Below are 17,475 nucleotides of genomic sequence, written 5' to 3'. Positions count from 1 at the left end.
TCGTTAAAGACTTTCTAAATAGCTAAGGACATTTCTATTAATTCGGTCATGAATATGCGTAGTATCGGCCTTCACGAAAGGCTCGCCGGTAATATGCTCGTAAAGTTCTATATACCGTTCTGATACTGATTCAATGTACGCATCAGTCATTTCTGGAACAGTCTGACCCTCCAATCCTTGAAAATCATTAGCAATCAACCATTGCCTTACAAACTCTTTAGAAAGTTGTTTCTGTGGTTCATCGTTATCTTGTCTTAACTGATAGCCTTCTCTATAAAAATATCTTGAAGAATCGGGCGTGTGAATTTCATCGATCAAAACAATTTTTCCCGCCTTTGTTTTCCCAAATTCGTATTTCGTATCTACCAATATTAATCCTCTTTCATCAGCGATTTCTGTACCCCTTTCAAAAAGCGCATAGGTATATTTCTCAAGAATTGCGTAATCTTCTGCTGAAACTATATCTTTTTTTATAATATCTTCCTTTGAAATATCCTCATCATGATCACCCATTTCTGCTTTAGTGGCAGGGGTAATTATTGGGTTCGGAAATTTATCATTTTCCTTCATCCCTTCGGGCATTGGAACTCCGCAAAGTATTCTTCTTCCAGCTTTATATTCTCTTGAAGCATGCCCAGACATATAACCACGTATAACCATTTCTGCCTTAAAAGGTACGCAAGCAACACCCATTGCAACATTAGGGTCTGGTGTTGCCGTTAACCAATTTGGCACAATATCTTCGGTAGAAGCCATCATTTTTGTTGCGATTTGATTTAAAATCTGACCCTTATATGGAATCCCTTTTGGCATCACCACATCAAAGGCAGATAATCTATCTGTTGCAACCATTAGCAACATATCGTTCTCAAGGGTATAGACAGCTCTTACCTTCCCTTTATATACATTCTTTTGACCTGGAAAATTGAAATTGGTATCGTAAATAGTAGTGTTCGACATGTTAATTTTTAATTGTGATGTTCAATAGTTTTATAAGCAGCTATTACTTCCTTAACCAGTTTGTGACGAATTACATCCTTTTCATCCAGATAGATTACTTCTATTCCTTCAACATTCTGTAAAACTAATAAAGCTTCTTTTAAGCCTGAAATTGTTCTACGTGGCAAATCGATTTGACCAGGGTCTCCCGTAATTAAAAATCGAGCATTCTTACCCATTCTGGTAAGAAACATTTTCATTTGTGCATGGGTGGTATTCTGTGCTTCGTCGAGAATTACAAAAGCATTATCTAATGTTCTACCCCGCATAAATGCCATAGGGGCAATCTGTATGGTTCCGTTCTCAATATAATGTGCTAATTTTTCTGCAGGTATCATATCCCGTAATGCATCATAAAGTGGTTGCATATAAGGATCGAGCTTTTCTTTTAAATCACCTGGTAAAAACCCTAAGTTCTCGCCAGCCTCTACAGCAGGCCTTGTCAAAATTATTTTCTTAACCTGTTTTTCTTTCAATGCCTTTACCGCTAAGGCAACCCCAGTATACGTTTTACCTGTACCGGCCGGGCCAACAACAAAAACCATATCATTCTTTCTCGAAGCATCGACCAATCTTCTTTGATTGGCTGTTTGAGCTTTAATCAAACGACCACTCACACCATGAACCAATGTCTCTCCACTGTAAGCTGAAGATTTAGGTTCATCTGCGTCAGAACTTGTTAAAATGTGTTCTATACTATTCTCATCTAATTTATTATATTTTATAAAATACTGCGTGAGCAAATCGAACCGTTGTTCAAATTCCTGTAAAAGTTCTTCATCTCCATAGACCTTAATTTTATTGCCACGAGCAACAATCTTAAGCTTTGGAAAATACTTTTTCAACAAATCTATATGTTCATTTTGCTGCCCAAAAAACTCTCTTGGGCTTATTTCTGTCAGTTCTAAAATAATTTCGTTCAAAGAGTCCGTTTTATTAACATTTATAGATAGCGAAGATTAGTTTCAAATCGCTGTTTTTTGTTTAGTTTTGTTCATCAAATTTAAGCAAATTTTAAGTTTGGATAATTAAAAACATATCAACATTGCTGTATGGCAATCATCACCCTAACCACAGATTTCGGACTTAAAGATCACTTTGTAGCCGTACTAAAAGGCTCTATATATAGTGAATTACCTGATGCTAAAATTGTTGACATTTCGCATGACATCATGCCATTCAATATACAAGAATGTGCATACATACTCTCAAATTCATATAAAAGTTTCCCTAAAGGTACCATACATATAGTTGGTGTGGATTCTGAAGAGACTCCAGAAAACAAGCATGTGGTTGCTTTGATCAATGGTCATTATTTTATAGGTGCAAATACGGGCGTTATAGGTCTTATCACCTCTGAGATGTCCCCTGAAAAAGTCGTAGAAATAAATCTACCAGATTCAATTGCTAATTCATTTCCAGTTTTAAACGTATTTATACAAGTGGCCTGTCATATTGCACGAGGTGGTACACTTGAAGTCGTTGGAAACCCTTTCACAGAACTGAACAATCTTAGAGAATTTTCGCCAAGAATTGTTGAAGATGGCAAGAAAATTATTGGAAGTGTAATTTATATTGATAACTATGGTAATGTAATCACTAATATTCGTAAAAACCTATTTGAGGCATACCGGCATGGTCGAGCATACAAGCTTTTGGTAAGAAATCATAAAATAAGCCAAATTCATAAAGCTTATAATGATTTTATCGATTATACCCAAGAAAAAAGTCAGCGTAAAGGTGCAGGAGATCTTTTGGCTATATTTAATTCTTCAGATTACATTGAACTAGCGATATTCAAAAGTAATCTAACAACCGTTGGTGGTGCCTCTACCCTATTAGGCCTAGATTACAGGGATACAATAATTATAGATTTCGAATAAATATAATCGTAGCAATACTAAGTCCAATAGGACTTTTAATCAATTAATTAAAAAAAATGAAAAGTTAATAACTATTTTACGAATCTCGTATTAATACGCTTTCTGTAGCAATACCTAGAGATTTACTTCACCTGTAGACTAATAAAACTGTTAATAAGTTTGTTTCCTTAAAAAGCCCATTTAAAATATCTTTGTTGGTAATGAAAACTGCCAATAGTAAGGAGTTAAACCTATTATTTTTAATTGATTTTAAGAATTTTACCCATAAAAATTAAAGAATGAAATTTATAGTTTCAAGTACCTATTTGCTAAAGCAACTTCAAATACTAGGAGGTGTAATCAATAACAGTAATACGTTACCAATTTTGGATAATTTTCTGTTTGATTTGCAAAAGGACAAACTAACCGTTTCTGCTTCTGACCTAGAAACCACTATGAGTTCGGTCATTAAGGTCGATTCAGACAATGAAGGCACTATAGCGGTACCAGCAAGGTTACTTCTCGAAACATTGAAAACATTTCCAGAACAACCGTTAACTTTTGTAGTAGAAGATAATAATACAGTTGAAATTAGTTCTAATCATGGTAAGTATGCCTTAGCATATGCCGATGGGGCTGAATTTCCAAAAGCGGTAGAATTAACTAGTCCTAGTTCCACAACGCTACTAGGAGATATTTTAGCAACGGCAATTAACAAAACTATTTTTGCAGCCGGTAATGATGACCTGAGACCTGTGATGAGCGGTGTGTTTTTTCAGTTTTCTCCTGAAAATTTAACTTTTGTTGCTACAGATGCACATAAACTGGTTAAATATCAACGAACGGATGTAACTGCAACTCAGGTAGCAGAATTTATAATGCCTAAAAAACCTTTAACTCTTTTAAAGGGAATTTTGGCAGGTAGTGAATCTGATGTTTTAATTGAATACAATGATAGTAACGCCAAATTCAGCTTCGAAGAAACGGAATTAATCTGTAGATTAATTGATGGTAAATATCCAAATTACGAAGCGGTAATACCGAAAGAAAATCCGAATAAACTTACTATCGCTAGAAATCAGTTTTTAAATTCCGTAAAGAGGGTTTCTATTTTCTCAAATAAGACCACGCATCAAATTCGATTAAAAATAGCTGGTGCAGAATTAAACATCTCCGCAGAGGATATTGATTACTCCAACAAAGCTGAGGAAAGATTAACCTGTTCGTATCTAGGCGATGATATGCAAATAGGTTTTAACTCAAGGTTTTTAACTGAGATGCTGAACAATTTAAATTCAGATGAGGTTTCTTTAGAAATGAGCTTACCAAATCGTGCCGGAATACTGACACCAACCGATGGTTTGGATGAAGGTGAATATGTGACAATGTTGGTAATGCCAGTTATGCTGAATAGCTAGTTGGTATAAAGTAAAATAAAAAAGGGTCAGTTGATATCAACTGACCCTTTTTTATTGATGAATTTTTCAACCCTACTATGATATAAATCGGATAGTACCAAAATAGCTTGGTGATTCATCATTATTAGCTCTTATTGCATTTAGTACAGGCATTACAATCGATAATACCCCTGCAAAAACCAATAAAACTATTCCTAGTCCAAAGAGTAAAATTCCGGGAATACCAATAACTACATATATAAGTAACGTTAATTGAAAGTTGATAACTGATTTTCCATGCTCTTCCATCCCGACAACAGCATCTTTAGTTGTCAACCAGATACCTAAGGGTACAAGTAGCCCTCCAAAACCGGTTATGAAATCTAAATATTGAGACAGATGTGTAATGACCAAAAGATTACGATCTTCACGTAGCGTTATACCATTATTTACTAGTTCCATTTTTTGATTGATTTAAGATGAATACTAGAAATAAGACGACTAATAATACATTTTGTTACACAAGTTCAACTTTTATATTTTACATTTTGTGTTTTACCTTTTTCAGCTTTTCTTCTTCATTCATTACCTTCAATTTTATCTTTACAATTTTATCGCTCATTTTTTGAATATCAACAGGCGCAAGAGTACCTTTTAATTTTCCTTTTTCAAGTTGATTTTTAAGCTTATATATCTGTTTTTCTTGTTTGATTATAGATTTCTCTTTGACATTATATCGCTTTTTAAATTTCTCCTTCTTTTTTAAATCCGCCACCTCTTTTTTTGCCTTTTTAGCTGCTGCTTCAGATTTCTCTACTTTCTTTTTAACCAGCTTAAACTCCTTCTGGCGCTCTACGGTAGTTTCATTTGTTAATTCCAGAGAATCACTTTGAGCATACCCAATAGAATAAGTCAATACAACCAGCATTAATACAATAAGTTTCTTCATTTTAGTATATAAATTTTTTGAATATAAAATTAGTATTTTATTACATACCGGTATCAATATGCGCTCAAAATTAGACAACAACAACAGTTATTAATTGATTATTTTTGCCCTATGATTCATACAGATACCATAATAGCATTAGCAACTCCATCCGGTTCTGGAGCTATTGCCATTATCAGACTTTCTGGAGTAAATGCAATTTCTATAGTATCTCAACATTTTGAATCCGTATCCGGCAAAAAGTTAGAAAAACAAAAAACTCACACGCTACATTTAGGTTTTATTAAGGATGGAAAAAATGTTTTAGACCAAGTCTTAATATCCATATTTAAAAACCCTAATTCATATACTGGTGAGGATGTTATTGAAATTTCATGCCATGGGTCTTTATTCATTCAGCAAGAAATTATTCAACTGTTTCTAAGAAATGGAATTAGAATGGCAACTCCTGGGGAATTTACCATGCGTTCTTTTTTGAACGGAAAAATGGATTTAAGTCAAGCAGAAGCAGTCGCTGATTTAATTGCCAGTGACAATGCCTCTAACCATCAGGTTGCAATTCAACAGATGCGTGGGGGTTTTAGTAATAAAATAAAAGAACTACGACAACAACTTTTGAATTTCGCTTCCCTCATAGAACTGGAATTGGATTTTTCTGAAGAAGACGTAGAATTTGCAAATAGAGATGAATTTAGAAAGCTTTTAAACGAGCTGGAGGAGGTTCTTAAAAAACTCATCGATTCTTTCGCTTTGGGTAATGTAATAAAAACAGGTGTTCCTGTGGCTATTATAGGAGAACCTAATGTTGGTAAATCGACGCTATTAAATGTTTTGTTAAACGAAGAAAGAGCTTTAGTTTCAGACATTGCTGGGACTACTAGGGATACTATTGAAGATGAAATAGTAATCGGCGGAATTAGTTTCCGATTTATTGATACTGCAGGCATCCGTGAAACAACTGATGTTATTGAAGGGATGGGAATTCAACGCACGTATGAAAAAACAGAGAAGGCCCAAGTCATTCTATATCTAGTTAGTGGTGATGAACTATTCTTAAATACCAATAAAGTGGTTGAGGCTAAAACAGCACTAAATAAAATCACAGAAAGATTTAAAGAAAAATCAGTCATTACAGTCATTAATAAAGTTGATAGAATCACTAAAGAATTTACCGAAGAATTGAATAGTCATTTCCCAAATTCAATTCACTTATCAGCAAGAGAAAAAATTGGAGTAGACCAGCTTGAAAATAAACTATTAAGTTTTGTAGAAACAGGCAAACTACGAAATAACGAAACCATAGTTACCAATAGTAGACACTACGATTCCCTTTTAAATGCTTTGACTGAAATAAAGAAAGTACAACAAGGATTAGACAATGAACTCAGTGGGGATTTACTATCCTTAGATATCAAAGCCGCTTTATTTTATTTTGGTGAAATAACAGGAGAAATAACCAATGATGAGCTTTTAGGAAATATTTTTGCCAATTTCTGTATCGGCAAATAAATAAGTATTTAATATGGTTTCATATGGTTCTATTTGGTTTCATATACCTGTAAATCAATAAGTTGTTAAAAAGTATTTTTATTCTCTCTTTCTCTTAATCTCCTATTTTCATATATTTATTTCATCTAATTTTCATCTCGGCGTAATTTTTAGTAGTCAAGATGAAATAATTTCACCTCGACCATGAAAATAAGTCTAAGAACCAAAAAGATTAAAAACGGAAAATTCAGTCTCTTTATTGAATTTTACAAAGGCCATTATATTGATAAAAACGGTGTAAATAAATACGATCGTGATTTCGAGTATTTAAAGCTTTACCCGCTAGAAAATCCTAATACTGCCGATGAAAAGAGAAATAATAAAGAAATCTATGAACTTGCCGAAAAGATTCTTTCCATTCGTAAAGCTGAATTCTATCAGGGGAAATTCAAATTAAAGAATGATAAAAAAGGACAAGTAACCTTTATGGATTATTATACACAGCTTAAGGAAGATCGTTTTGAGACGAAAGCCAACTATGGGAATTGGGATGCCGCTCAAAAACACATCGAGAGATATTGTCCGCCCCAGAAGCAGCTAAAGGATATTAATACAGAATTTGTAAAAGGGTTCAAGCGCTATTTAAATACCAAGGCTAAAACCAAGAGTGGTACTCCCCTATCACAAAATTCTAAATACTCTTATTTTAATAAATTCAAAGCAGCCTTACGGGAAGCTTATACCGAAAATTATTTGGAAGAAAATGTGTTGCGATCGGTTAAGGGTTTTGAACAGGGTGAATCCACTAGAGAATACTTAACTTATTCGGAATTACAGGCTATGACACAAGCCGAATGTAAGTACCCTATATTAAAGAGTGCTTTTATTTTTAGTTGCCTTACAGGCTTACGATGGAGCGATATTGATAAAATGAAATGGTCAGAAGTCCGCGACGAAGATACGGGTACGCGAATTATATTTAGACAAAAGAAGACCGACGGACTCGAATACCTTTATGTTTCAGAGCAATCAAGAAAACTACTGGGAGAACGAGCCAACGAAAGTGATCGGGTTTTCAAAGGCTTGAAATATGGTGCGGTTTACAACACCGAAATTCTAAGGTGGTGCATGAAAGCAGGCATTACCAAGCATATCACTTTCCATAGTGCACGCCATACAAATGCAGTACTCCTGCTCGAAAATGGTGCAGATATCTATACCGTGTCTAAACGTTTAGGGCACAAAGAAATCCGAACTACAGAAATTTACACCAAAATCATTGATGAAAAAATGAAGGAAGCGGCTAATCTGATTCCTGAGTTGAATCTGGATATTAGCTAAAGCCGTTTTAAAATGTTGGCTGTAGTTTAATATTGCGTTGATATTAAACTACAGCCTAATTCTTTTAAGAAGAAAGTATCCTTTGATCAATATGATCAGTTAGTTCAATCAAAAACAAAGTTATAGGTCAATGAGACAAGAGGGCTGTTCAGTATGGAAAGCTCGAAAGCACCAAGAGGACTGTCCCCAAAAATTTCACCGTTCTCCCCACCGTTCCTTTGTGTATAGTAAATACTGTAAGGGTTTCTTCTTGCATATAGATTATAAACGGTAAAGGTCCAATCACCGGACCATCTTTTGCTTTCACTTTTAACACCCCTGATATTCCATGAAAAATCAAGTCGATGATATGTAGGTAACCTCGCGTTGTTCCTCTCCAAAAAAAGCGGTGTATCTATACCTTCGATTTCCACAACGCCATTGGGAGCGGTATAAGGTCTACCGGTCTGAGCGGTAAAATTAAAGCTTAGGGTATTGTAAGGATTGGACTCTATATTCATCGTAGCGTTGAACACATGTGTCCTGTCAAAATCAGAGGCATACCATTCATTGTTATTGATTCTATCCCCGGGCTTCTCTATTTGGGAGCGTAAACGACTTCTAGACCATGTGTAGTTCATCCAGCCATTGATAGTACCCTCAGGTTTTCTTAAACTGAATTCGGCACCGTATGCTTGTCCTTCACCTTGGACCAGATCCCGGTTTATGGTTTCACTCAAAAAGAAGTCCGCCCCGGGCTTATAGGTCAAAATATTATCCACCTCTCTATAATATCCTTCTAGACCAAGTTGTATTGCATTGTTGTTTAAATTCTTATATATTCCAAAGCCATAGCTATCACTTACCTGTGGCAGTACTGTAGGGTCGGAGGTCTTCCATCGAGAAGTGGGTACGGGCGTGGTATTGTTATAAATATTCTGTAAGTATTGGTTCAGTCTGGCGTAGCTTGCCTTCAACGATGTAGTTTCGTCCAGTTCCAAGTTCAGTCCCAGTCGTGGTTCCAGACCATTGTAGGTTTTTACTCCCGCGCCTTTTTCAAATTGCGTGGTACCCAACAACTCCCCACTGAAATTGTCGAACGTATTTTGTGTATAGGGCCCTACAAGAACAAAATGGTTAAAACGAAGTCCCGCGGAAATGGAAAGTGCTTTAATCGGTGTCCAATTGGCATTACCATAGCCGGCGAATTCATAGCTAATTTCATTTTCCAAGGAAATCGGGAGTACGTTTTCCGCTGATCCAGGGTCAAGCGCACCCGGGCCAATATTGTAACGGTTGACCTGCCCTCCAAGATAATACTCCATATTAGGACTCTGTTTCTTTGAAAATTCCGAAATGAGACTTAGATAGTTGATTTTTGAGCTATACTCGACCTCGTTATCGCTATCACGCTCAGGAAATATAATTTTGGGACTGTAGTCACTAGCTACCACTATAGTCCTTAAATTAGAATTATTCTCAAAACTATGGGACCAGTTAAGGGTTCCGTTAAGGGTCATGAAATCGTATTGGTTGCTCTCGGCATTTATGTTCTGTACAGGTGTCACCAAATCCAACTGGTAAAAGTCTTTGGAAAAGAATCCGGTAAAAGTCACTTGATCATTCTCTGTAGGAAGGTAAAGTAGCTTCACGGTGCTATCATAGAACTTGGCCTTGGTATTGTTTAAACGCTCTGAAAAGATGGGTAATAAAAAATCGGTCACGCCGGCCCTTACTCCGGCCAGCAGCATTAATTTATCCTTAATAACAGGTGTTTCGATATTTAATCGACTGGAAACCAATCCAATACCTCCGCTAAGCTTCAACTTATCCACGTAGGGATTCTTGACCTTGACATCTAACACGGAGGTCGCCCTTCCCCCGTACCGGGATGGAATGTTGGCTCTGTAGAGATCGGATGATGAGATGACATCGGGAGTGAACACGGAAAAAAGTCCGAACAGATGGGTGGGATTAAAAACAGGGGCATAGTCATAAAGAATGAGATTCTGATCTAGGGAACCTCCACGTACGGTAAGACCATTACTGATTTCTCCGGCATTGTTCACCCCAGGGAGGAGGGTCATTGCTCTAAGCACATCAAATTCGCCTACTGCCGAAGGAATCTTTTTTAGCTCTTTGGATGTTAGCCTTACAACACCCATTTGCGGTACGGTAAGGTTTTCGTTCTGTGTCTTGGCCTTAACGATGACCTCTGAAAGCATTTCTTGTTGCTCTTTGAGCTCAATTTCTAAAAATATATTACTGTTAAGTTCAATTTCCCGAACTTCGGTTGCAAAACCGATATAGGTAATGGTAACGCTATAGTTGTTGGCTGGCAGGGAAATTGCAAACAGGCCTTCATTGTCGGTAAGTCCGCCACAGGAACATGGGTCTATAGCAATCTGGGTATTGGCCAATGGTCTGCCCATCGCTGTTGTTTCAAGAGAAAGATCATAGCTTTGGGATTGGCAGACATATCCGTAAAACAGAATCAATATTGCTATATTACGGAAGTTTCTATTCATTTATAAACTATTTATGTAATCGATTATCCTTTCAATTTCCAATCCATCCTTCAGGTTCAGTACCGGTTCTAAATCGACTTTCTATACAGGGGGCAAAACTGATTGGATTTCCAATAGGAGGATCGGTTTCAAAACTAAATATCGGTGGCGGGTCAACTTCGTCATCCAATATATCCGTCCGTTCAATAAAAATTGACTTGACAGTATTGGAAGCCGCCGTGAATCGGCCCAACACCATCTCTTTATCGTCATTTACATTGAATACGTTTCCTATTACAGCGGCAGGTGGTGGCGCATCGAAATTTCCGTTATTATCGATAATATCCTGTAATCTACGGTAGTACTGGTAGGCATCAAAAGACAGAGATATTTGTTCTAACGAAACGACAATATTTTCATTCGTGTATAATGGGATATTTGCCGCAGGATACTCCTCGACGAATGTGCCGTTCGTAAATTTATCGTCTAGAATTTCAATAGACTCATTATAGCGAATGGTCCAGCACGGTGTTTCGCAACCGTACGTATAATATGGCGCTCTGCGAGGAACGCCCACAGGAAGAACCGCTGGTGGTGGCGGATTCCTTTCACAATCCCCATTTCTAAAAATGGAATTATCACAAACCTTACATAAAATTAGTTTCTCAAAAGAACGAAATCGCCAGAGGTAGTAATTTTTGTCTGCTACAGGTTCATTGAAACTTACTGCTATGCTGTGCCCTGGCACGAATTTTCCTGAATCCTCCCTGAAAAAGAGCTCTTTTTCAAATGTAGCGGATATATCGTCAAAGGGTACTGGGGCGATTACCGTTTCCGGCAAGGACTTGTAGGTGCTACCGTCGGTTAAAGTGACGTTCAGTTCCCAAGTTTCACCAGTGGCGACAGCAAAGTCGTCTGGCGTAACATAAGTATCTATTTGTTCTCGCAAAGTCACCGATTCCCCCGAGTCGAGATTGTCAAAAGTGACTATGGCCCCTTCTTGAAATATGTTTCTGTATATGCCGAATTCATTACTGGTCCTCTGAATATTGATAAACGAAGAGCCAACGGTTGAACTTGCTTGACCTTCGATTATAGTCAAATCGTCTTCAAATTGAAATTCGGGGGCGACGGGGTCTATGCAACCTAATTGCATAATACAGAGAAATAGACTCAGACGTATTAAACCAGAATTTTCTACACAAGTTTTTATCATTCCGTTTAAGCATTTCAAAATAATTATCATGGAGAATATACTAAATTAATTTTAGCTTTAAACGTAATGATAACGGAGACTTTAAACTAAAATCTTATTACTTATTTTGAGAGGTACGATATGGTGTCACTTTTGAACCGATATATCTATGAATTAACTTGATGTTTAAATTGAAAACAACCATAACTTAAGTTTAGAGAAATGAAGATAAAGGAATATAGAAAAAAACTAAATTAGTTGGTTACGGGACGTGTTCATATTATTGGCAAGTGAACTCCTAAAGTTCGGTAAAAGGAAAAATCTATAGTATCTTATTCATTATCAGAGTGAAAAGTTGATTCAAGCAATTTTTATGTACTGGACTGCTCTTAAAAACATTAAAATTGACCTTTTTTTAACTAACATTTTCGTAATTAACGATTTGAAATTGTTGATAACTCAAAATTCTTTCATATTTGACAAAAATCAAGTGATCCCATTTAAAGCCATTTGAAACCAAATCAAAATTAGCACATCACATTTGAATTCATTTAAATTCATTTAATATAAGTAATTGTATATCAGATTATTGTGGATAAATAAAACTGAAAAACTAAGCTTCCACCCTTCCTTTACTTTACCTTTATCTTAAGAATTCTTCAAAAGAAAACAAAAGCGCTTTTGTTCATTTCGAAACCCTAAAAAGAAACAAATGGACAATTTTTTAATCCTAGAACGACTTGATCGTTTAGAACGGCTTTTAATAGCCAATAAGGAAGTACTCACCTTTGAGGAAACCAGTGACTATACCGGAATATCGAGAAGCTATCTATACAAACTGACGGCCTCAGGAAATATCCCGCACTCAAAACCCAACGGCAAAATGCTGTTCTTTGAAAAGGTCAAACTCAATACATGGCTTTTACAGAATGAAAGAAAGTCAAGGTCGGAAATCGAGACCGAAGCGCTGAACTACACCTTTAAAAACAGGCATAGATGAATCGGGAAAAAATTGACTGGAAAAGAGTCCGTGCAGTTTGTATCGTTAAAACAATGGCTAAAGCAGGACATTTTCCATGTAAGGAAAACACTAAAGAAGCTTGGTTTCGAAGTCCGTTCCGGCCGGAAACCCATGCCTCTTTTAAGGTGTCGAAAGTCAAAAATCTATGGTTCGACCACGGGGCAGGCTTTGGAGGAAATGTACTAGATTTGGTCGTCCGGTTTTACGACTGCCGCATTCTTGATGCACTACACTTCCTGTCGGATATACCGTCCTCTTTTTCTTTTCACCCGCAACATTTTGTGCCTCCCGAGAATACTAGCTTGATTGTCAAAAGTGTTAATTCCATTTGGCATTATGGTCTTAAGACGTATCTGAACGAACGGAACGTAAAACTGGAAACCGCTAAAAAGTATTGCAAGGAAGTTCATTATTCCTGTAAAGGGAACCATTATTTCGGTATTGGACTGCAGAACGATTCCGGTGGTTGGGAACTTCGTAATCAATATTTTAAGAGTTCATCATCCCCAAAGGATAGTACATTTCTGTCCAACGGATGTAGTCAATTGGTAGTGACGGAAGGAATGTTTGATTTTTTAACGGTCACAAATTTTTGTCATGATAACAAGTCTTTCCTCATTCTAAACTCCCTATCCTTTATTAAAAAAGCTATGCCGTTTATAGAATTTTTCAAGGACGTTGAACTGTATCTGGATAATGATACAGCAGGCAAAGATGCTACCAATTGGTTAATGCAAAATCATAAATACTGCAAAGACAAATCCTATTTATATAAAGATTTCAAAGATATAAATGAGATGTATATCGCAAGAAAAGATAAAACCAAATATAGCGATGAAAACCCATCTGAGTAAGAATTCAAGATGTGTCATTGTCATGACAAATCTTGCTTTTTCTCCCGTTGGTCGCAAAAGAATAGGAACTAGTAACCGAGTTTCCGATAAAGGAATTAACAGATAATACTACAATTAAAATAACTAAAGTGAAAAAGGAGTTTGTACAATTTCGGTGTTCTATTTATGAGAAGAAGCTGCTCAAAATCAAAGCCAAAAAGAGCGGACTTTCCATAAGTGAATATTGTCGCCGTGCCGCTTTTGATATTAGAATTGTCGAACGGTTTTCCGATGAACAAATTGATGTGTATAAGTTACTGGTTCAGTATCAAATCAACTTTAAGCGAATCGGCAATATGTACCGAAAACGAAATCCGAAACTAGCTAATGAAGTGATCCAGTTGGCCAACGAAATACGGAAACATCTTTACAATTTCAAAAAATGATAGGCATGGGAAAATCCATATCGCATACAGGAGCCTCTATGGGATATGGCTGGAACGAAGAGAAAGATGCTAAAGTGGTCTACCGCGAACATTTGGCAGGGGACAATCCCAAAGAGATTACTCAGGAATTCAAGATCATACAATCGCAAAACCATAGATGTGAAAAAAACACCTTGAGTTTTGTGCTTAGCCCAACCATTGAAGATGGACAAGAATTGAAAGAAAAAGAACTAAAGGAAATTACGGAAAGGTTCATCAAAGAAATGAAATTACAAGAACGACAGGCGATTGCTTTTGTACACCAAGATAAAAGCCATATACATATTCATTTGTATGTAAACCGTATTGGTTTTGATGGCAGAGCTTACAAGGATAACTATGTGGGAAAACGAAGCCAACAGGCAGCTGAAAAGGTGGCAAAGCAAATGGGTTTGACCACGGTACGGGAAGTACAACAAGAGAAATTGAACGAAATAAAAAATGTAAGACAGGAAATACAGCAAATCCATGAAAAGGTTATTACGGAACTTAAACCCAAGGATTTTGACCAATATATAAAATTCATGAAACAGAGGAGTGTTGAACTCATTCCTAGCATTAACAAATCAAATCAGCTGCGGGGTTTTCGCTTTGCATACAAAGGCCAAAACCTAAAGGGAAGTGAAGTTCATCGTTCCATGTCAATAGGACGAATAGCAGAGCGAATGGGTTTTTATAAAAATATCGCTCAAAAAATTGGTAAAGAAAACACCATGCTACTATTAGGCAAAACGATAGGGGTATCTCCCACCTTGGCAGCGAACATTGCGCAAAAGGCGATTAAATTGGCCATCAAAAAAACAATTGGATTAGGAATGGAAATATGAAATTATGGCAAAACTAGAAGAAATAGCGGAATTACTAACGGAGGAAATTAAAGAGTTTGAAAACTCGGTCAGTCGCATGGAAGAGCTTCAGGCTTTTTTGATGAACTACAAAATCAAGCCCGACACCGCGGACATCGATTTTATTCTAAAGCGGTATAATGACGATCAGCTAAAGGCCATTAACGACCAACACAAACTGATGGCAAACGTGGTCTTCTACATTAAAAAGTCCATGACGATTCCGAAATGGGCGATAAAGCTATTTTGTGGACTATTCGTCAGCATAATTTTGGTGCTGGGTTTCTCCATTTATAAGGTTTCCCGAATTTCTGAACTAAAGCAAAAAGCTTATGGGCAGGGAGAAGAAAAAGCGGTCGGGCATTTCAGGGCATTTTTCGAGGCCAGCCCAGAGGCAAGCGCACGCTATGAAGAATGGCGAGAACCCAAAAGCAAAAAGTAGATTGCGCCCTATCCGGTTTTTGCTTGACGCTTATCTGCCGGAACACTACAAAAACCGGACAGGATCCACGCGCAGGTAAGTTTTTGGTAAGATTTGGGGCAAAATATTACAATTTTTGAAAATAAATAACCATATATGTAATTTTCATCTTATCTTTACGTTTTAATTAATCAGCAGAGCTAGTGCATGTCATTTCATTTAAAAAGCTAAGGGAGTATTTTTCGAAAGAAACCAATGCTAAAGTGGCCTTGCAAGATTGGTATAAAAAAGCAAACAAGGCAGAATGGGATAGTTTTGCCGATTTAAAGAACACCTTCAATACAGCAGATAGTGTCGGCAATGGTCGATTTGTTTTTAATGTCAAGGGAAACCATTACCGAGTTGTAGCTATAGTTCGCTTTAAGTTTAAGAAAGTCCTGATTAGGTGGGTTGGAAATCACCGAGATTATGACAAAATAAAGAATATAGATAAGTTATAGGATTATGGAAAAAACAATAACACACGAGGAATATGTCAAAGCAAATCTTCGCTTGGAAGAATTGATAGATGTTGTAAATGACAATACACCAACGGAGGACCCTTTAGCTCAAGAGTTTATAAAGATTAGCGATATCATCGAAAAATACGAAGAGATTCATTTTCCAATAGGTTTGCCTACCTTACAGGAGATGATTGAATTACGTATGTTCGAAATGGGTCTAAAGCGAAAAGATCTGGCTGCTCTCTTAAATACCAGTGCCTCAAGAATAAGCGATTATTTGAACGGTAAAAGAGAGATTACTTTGAATGTTGCCAAAGCATTGCATCAAAAATTGAACATCGATAGTGATATAATTTTGCAATAACAATCTATAAGGAAAGCATCATCTTATCAAAAGAAACTAAAAGTTTTCACCTATTTTCCACCTCGAACGCCCCTACCCCAATGTTTACAGGGATAAGAAGATACTGTATCGGCAAATAACAAAATTACTTACGACGTATGTTTAGCTTTTTTACTAAAAAACATTTTTTAATAGATCATCTAGAAGGCTTCATTGATATTCATAATCATATTTTGCCAGGAATAGATGATGGTGCTAAGACTGTTGACGAATCTATTGAACTGATAAAAGGATTTGCTGAATTTGGAGTTACAGATTTTATTTGCACTCCACATATTATGGAAAACTATTATCCCAATAATCCAACCACAATAAACAAATCATTATCGCTTCTTAAAAATGGTTTAAAAATGAATAATTTGGATTATATAAATGTGAATGCTGCTGCTGAGCATATGATTGATTCGGGGTTTGAAAAACTTTTAGATGAGAAAAATATACTGCCGCTGTCTAAAAGCTATCTATTAATTGAAATGTCCTATTTACAACCGTCTCTAAATTTTGATATAGCGGTTACTAAAATAACCAATAAAGGTCTTTTTCCCATTTTTGCGCATCCAGAACGGTATGCCTATTTACACAACCGGCTTGGCGAATACAAAAGTCTTAAGAAAAAAGGATTGTTGTTTCAATTGAATTTATTGTCGTTAGGAGACTATTATGGAACCGAAGTTCAAAAGGTAGCAAAAACGCTATTAAAAAATAATCTAATAGACTTTGCTGCCAGTGACGTTCATAAGGTATCCCAATTAGAAAGCTTAAAAAAGCTACGCATTGACACTAAAACACTACACTATCTAAAACCTATACTACAAAAAACGACGTATAATTTTAAATAAATTTGGGTTAAAACTTCCACCACTTTTTACTTGTTTTACCATACCCGTAACCATACTTTCCTCCATAGCCCAAATCATCTATACTCACATCATTTACGACAAAAGAAACGCCCTTTAATTTACCCGAATCCCGCAAATCAAGTGGAAACTTAATAGCAATTTCATCGGTAATCCCTGCTCTAGTAACATAAATTATGTGATTGGCAAATGGCGTAAGCAATAAGGTATCACTAACGACCATCAATAGTGCCGTATCTACAATGACATAATCATAAAGTCCGGATACCTCAGTTAATAACTCCTCTACACGTTTACTCATCAATAATTCAGCTGGGTTTGGCGGTATTTTACCAGAATAAACAACATCAATAGTATTGCAAAAATACCATATTCGTGACTTTTTTTTAA

Annotated in this window: 19 protein-coding genes; 12 read left to right on the top strand and 7 right to left on the bottom strand. The window is 36.4% G+C overall.

What is annotated here, in order from left to right; genetic code table 11:
* Window positions 1-3: 3 nt before the first annotated feature.
* Together ES765_RS12495 and ES765_RS12490 are read right to left on the bottom strand one after the other, a co-directional pair.
* On the bottom strand, window positions 4-960 hold the full coding sequence (locus ES765_RS12495; RefSeq protein ID WP_138114660.1) for a phosphoribosylaminoimidazolesuccinocarboxamide synthase: 957 nt from the start codon (window positions 958-960) through the stop codon (window positions 4-6).
* A gap of 8 nt (window positions 961-968) precedes the next feature.
* The gene (locus tag ES765_RS12490) at window positions 969-1,922 is read right to left on the bottom strand and encodes a PhoH family protein (protein WP_138114659.1); all 954 of its coding nucleotides are present in this window, start codon (window positions 1,920-1,922) and stop codon (window positions 969-971) included.
* Window positions 1,923-2,051: 129 nt separating this feature from the next.
* On the opposite strand from ES765_RS12490, the gene ES765_RS12485 reads away from it, so the two are divergent.
* Together ES765_RS12485 and dnaN are read left to right on the top strand one after the other, a co-directional pair.
* Window positions 2,052-2,882 (top strand): S-adenosyl-l-methionine hydroxide adenosyltransferase family protein, encoded by an 831-nt coding sequence (locus ES765_RS12485; RefSeq protein ID WP_138114658.1) that lies wholly within the window; start codon window positions 2,052-2,054, stop codon window positions 2,880-2,882.
* Window positions 2,883-3,160: 278 nt separating this feature from the next.
* Window positions 3,161-4,279, top strand: a complete 1,119-nt coding sequence (dnaN, locus tag ES765_RS12480) for a DNA polymerase III subunit beta (RefSeq protein ID WP_138114657.1) — start codon at window positions 3,161-3,163, stop codon at window positions 4,277-4,279.
* 75 nt (window positions 4,280-4,354) lie between these two features.
* On the opposite strand, the gene ES765_RS12475 is transcribed toward dnaN, so the two are convergent.
* Both ES765_RS12475 and ES765_RS12470 read right to left on the bottom strand, forming a co-directional pair.
* Window positions 4,355-4,720 carry a DUF4870 domain-containing protein gene (locus ES765_RS12475; protein WP_138114656.1) on the bottom strand — a complete coding sequence of 122 codons (366 nt, stop codon included), beginning with the start codon at window positions 4,718-4,720 and terminating at the stop codon, window positions 4,355-4,357.
* A gap of 79 nt (window positions 4,721-4,799) precedes the next feature.
* A complete protein-coding gene (locus ES765_RS12470; protein WP_138114655.1) occupies window positions 4,800-5,207 on the bottom strand; it encodes a hypothetical protein in 408 nt (135 codons plus the stop codon).
* 111 nt (window positions 5,208-5,318) lie between these two features.
* Here ES765_RS12470 and mnmE point away from each other — a divergent pair, with 111 nt between their 5' ends.
* Entirely contained in the window at window positions 5,319-6,716 is a 1,398-nt protein-coding gene (gene mnmE / locus ES765_RS12465) for a tRNA uridine-5-carboxymethylaminomethyl(34) synthesis GTPase MnmE (protein ID WP_138114654.1), read from the top strand.
* Window positions 6,717-6,899: 183 nt separating this feature from the next.
* Window positions 6,900-8,036, top strand: a complete 1,137-nt coding sequence (locus ES765_RS12460; RefSeq protein ID WP_138114653.1) for a tyrosine-type recombinase/integrase — start codon at window positions 6,900-6,902, stop codon at window positions 8,034-8,036.
* Between the two features lie 104 nt (window positions 8,037-8,140).
* Here ES765_RS12460 and ES765_RS12455 read toward each other — a convergent pair whose 3' ends face one another.
* Both ES765_RS12455 and ES765_RS12450 read right to left on the bottom strand, forming a co-directional pair.
* Window positions 8,141-10,543 carry a TonB-dependent receptor gene (locus tag ES765_RS12455; RefSeq protein ID WP_138114652.1) on the bottom strand — a complete coding sequence of 801 codons (2,403 nt, stop codon included), beginning with the start codon at window positions 10,541-10,543 and terminating at the stop codon, window positions 8,141-8,143.
* A 31-nt stretch (window positions 10,544-10,574) separates the two neighbouring features.
* The gene (locus ES765_RS12450; RefSeq protein WP_171017295.1) at window positions 10,575-11,678 is read right to left on the bottom strand and encodes a DUF4249 domain-containing protein; all 1,104 of its coding nucleotides are present in this window, start codon (window positions 11,676-11,678) and stop codon (window positions 10,575-10,577) included.
* Between the two features lie 751 nt (window positions 11,679-12,429).
* On the opposite strand from ES765_RS12450, the gene ES765_RS12445 reads away from it, so the two are divergent.
* The 8 genes from ES765_RS12445 (at window position 12,430) to ES765_RS12410 (ending at window position 17,067) form a co-directional block, all read left to right on the top strand.
* Window positions 12,430-12,717 carry a helix-turn-helix transcriptional regulator gene (locus ES765_RS12445; protein ID WP_138114650.1) on the top strand — a complete coding sequence of 96 codons (288 nt, stop codon included), beginning with the start codon at window positions 12,430-12,432 and terminating at the stop codon, window positions 12,715-12,717.
* Window positions 12,714-13,592: a toprim domain-containing protein gene (locus ES765_RS12440; RefSeq protein WP_138114649.1), complete on the top strand. Its 879-nt coding sequence runs from the start codon at window positions 12,714-12,716 to the stop codon at window positions 13,590-13,592. Before ES765_RS12445 ends, ES765_RS12440 begins: the two co-directional genes overlap by 4 nt.
* 128 nt (window positions 13,593-13,720) lie before the next feature.
* Window positions 13,721-14,017 (top strand): mobilization protein MbpA, encoded by a 297-nt coding sequence (mbpA, locus tag ES765_RS12435; protein WP_138114648.1) that lies wholly within the window; start codon window positions 13,721-13,723, stop codon window positions 14,015-14,017.
* Between the two features lie 5 nt (window positions 14,018-14,022).
* Complete coding sequence (locus ES765_RS12430; RefSeq protein WP_317131415.1) at window positions 14,023-14,883, top strand: relaxase/mobilization nuclease domain-containing protein; 861 nt, start codon at window positions 14,023-14,025, stop codon at window positions 14,881-14,883.
* A gap of 4 nt (window positions 14,884-14,887) precedes the next feature.
* Window positions 14,888-15,343 (top strand): DUF6730 family protein, encoded by a 456-nt coding sequence (locus tag ES765_RS12425; RefSeq protein ID WP_138114646.1) that lies wholly within the window; start codon window positions 14,888-14,890, stop codon window positions 15,341-15,343.
* Window positions 15,344-15,525: 182 nt separating this feature from the next.
* On the top strand, window positions 15,526-15,822 hold the full coding sequence (locus tag ES765_RS12420) for a type II toxin-antitoxin system HigB family toxin (protein ID WP_138114645.1): 297 nt from the start codon (window positions 15,526-15,528) through the stop codon (window positions 15,820-15,822).
* 4 nt (window positions 15,823-15,826) lie between these two features.
* On the top strand, window positions 15,827-16,189 hold the full coding sequence (locus ES765_RS12415) for a type II toxin-antitoxin system HigA family antitoxin (protein WP_138114644.1): 363 nt from the start codon (window positions 15,827-15,829) through the stop codon (window positions 16,187-16,189).
* A gap of 137 nt (window positions 16,190-16,326) precedes the next feature.
* A complete protein-coding gene (locus tag ES765_RS12410; protein ID WP_138114643.1) occupies window positions 16,327-17,067 on the top strand; it encodes a tyrosine-protein phosphatase in 741 nt (246 codons plus the stop codon).
* Between the two features lie 7 nt (window positions 17,068-17,074).
* On the opposite strand, the gene ES765_RS12405 is transcribed toward ES765_RS12410, so the two are convergent.
* Window positions 17,075-17,386, bottom strand: a complete 312-nt coding sequence (locus ES765_RS12405; RefSeq protein WP_212744236.1) for a tyrosine-protein kinase family protein — start codon at window positions 17,384-17,386, stop codon at window positions 17,075-17,077.
* Window positions 17,387-17,475: the final 89 nt, after the last annotated feature.

This window comes from Maribacter sp. ACAM166 (assembly GCF_005771495.1).
Taxonomy (GTDB): domain Bacteria; phylum Bacteroidota; class Bacteroidia; order Flavobacteriales; family Flavobacteriaceae; genus Maribacter.
This window is presented reverse-complemented; position numbering and strand designations above follow the sequence as displayed.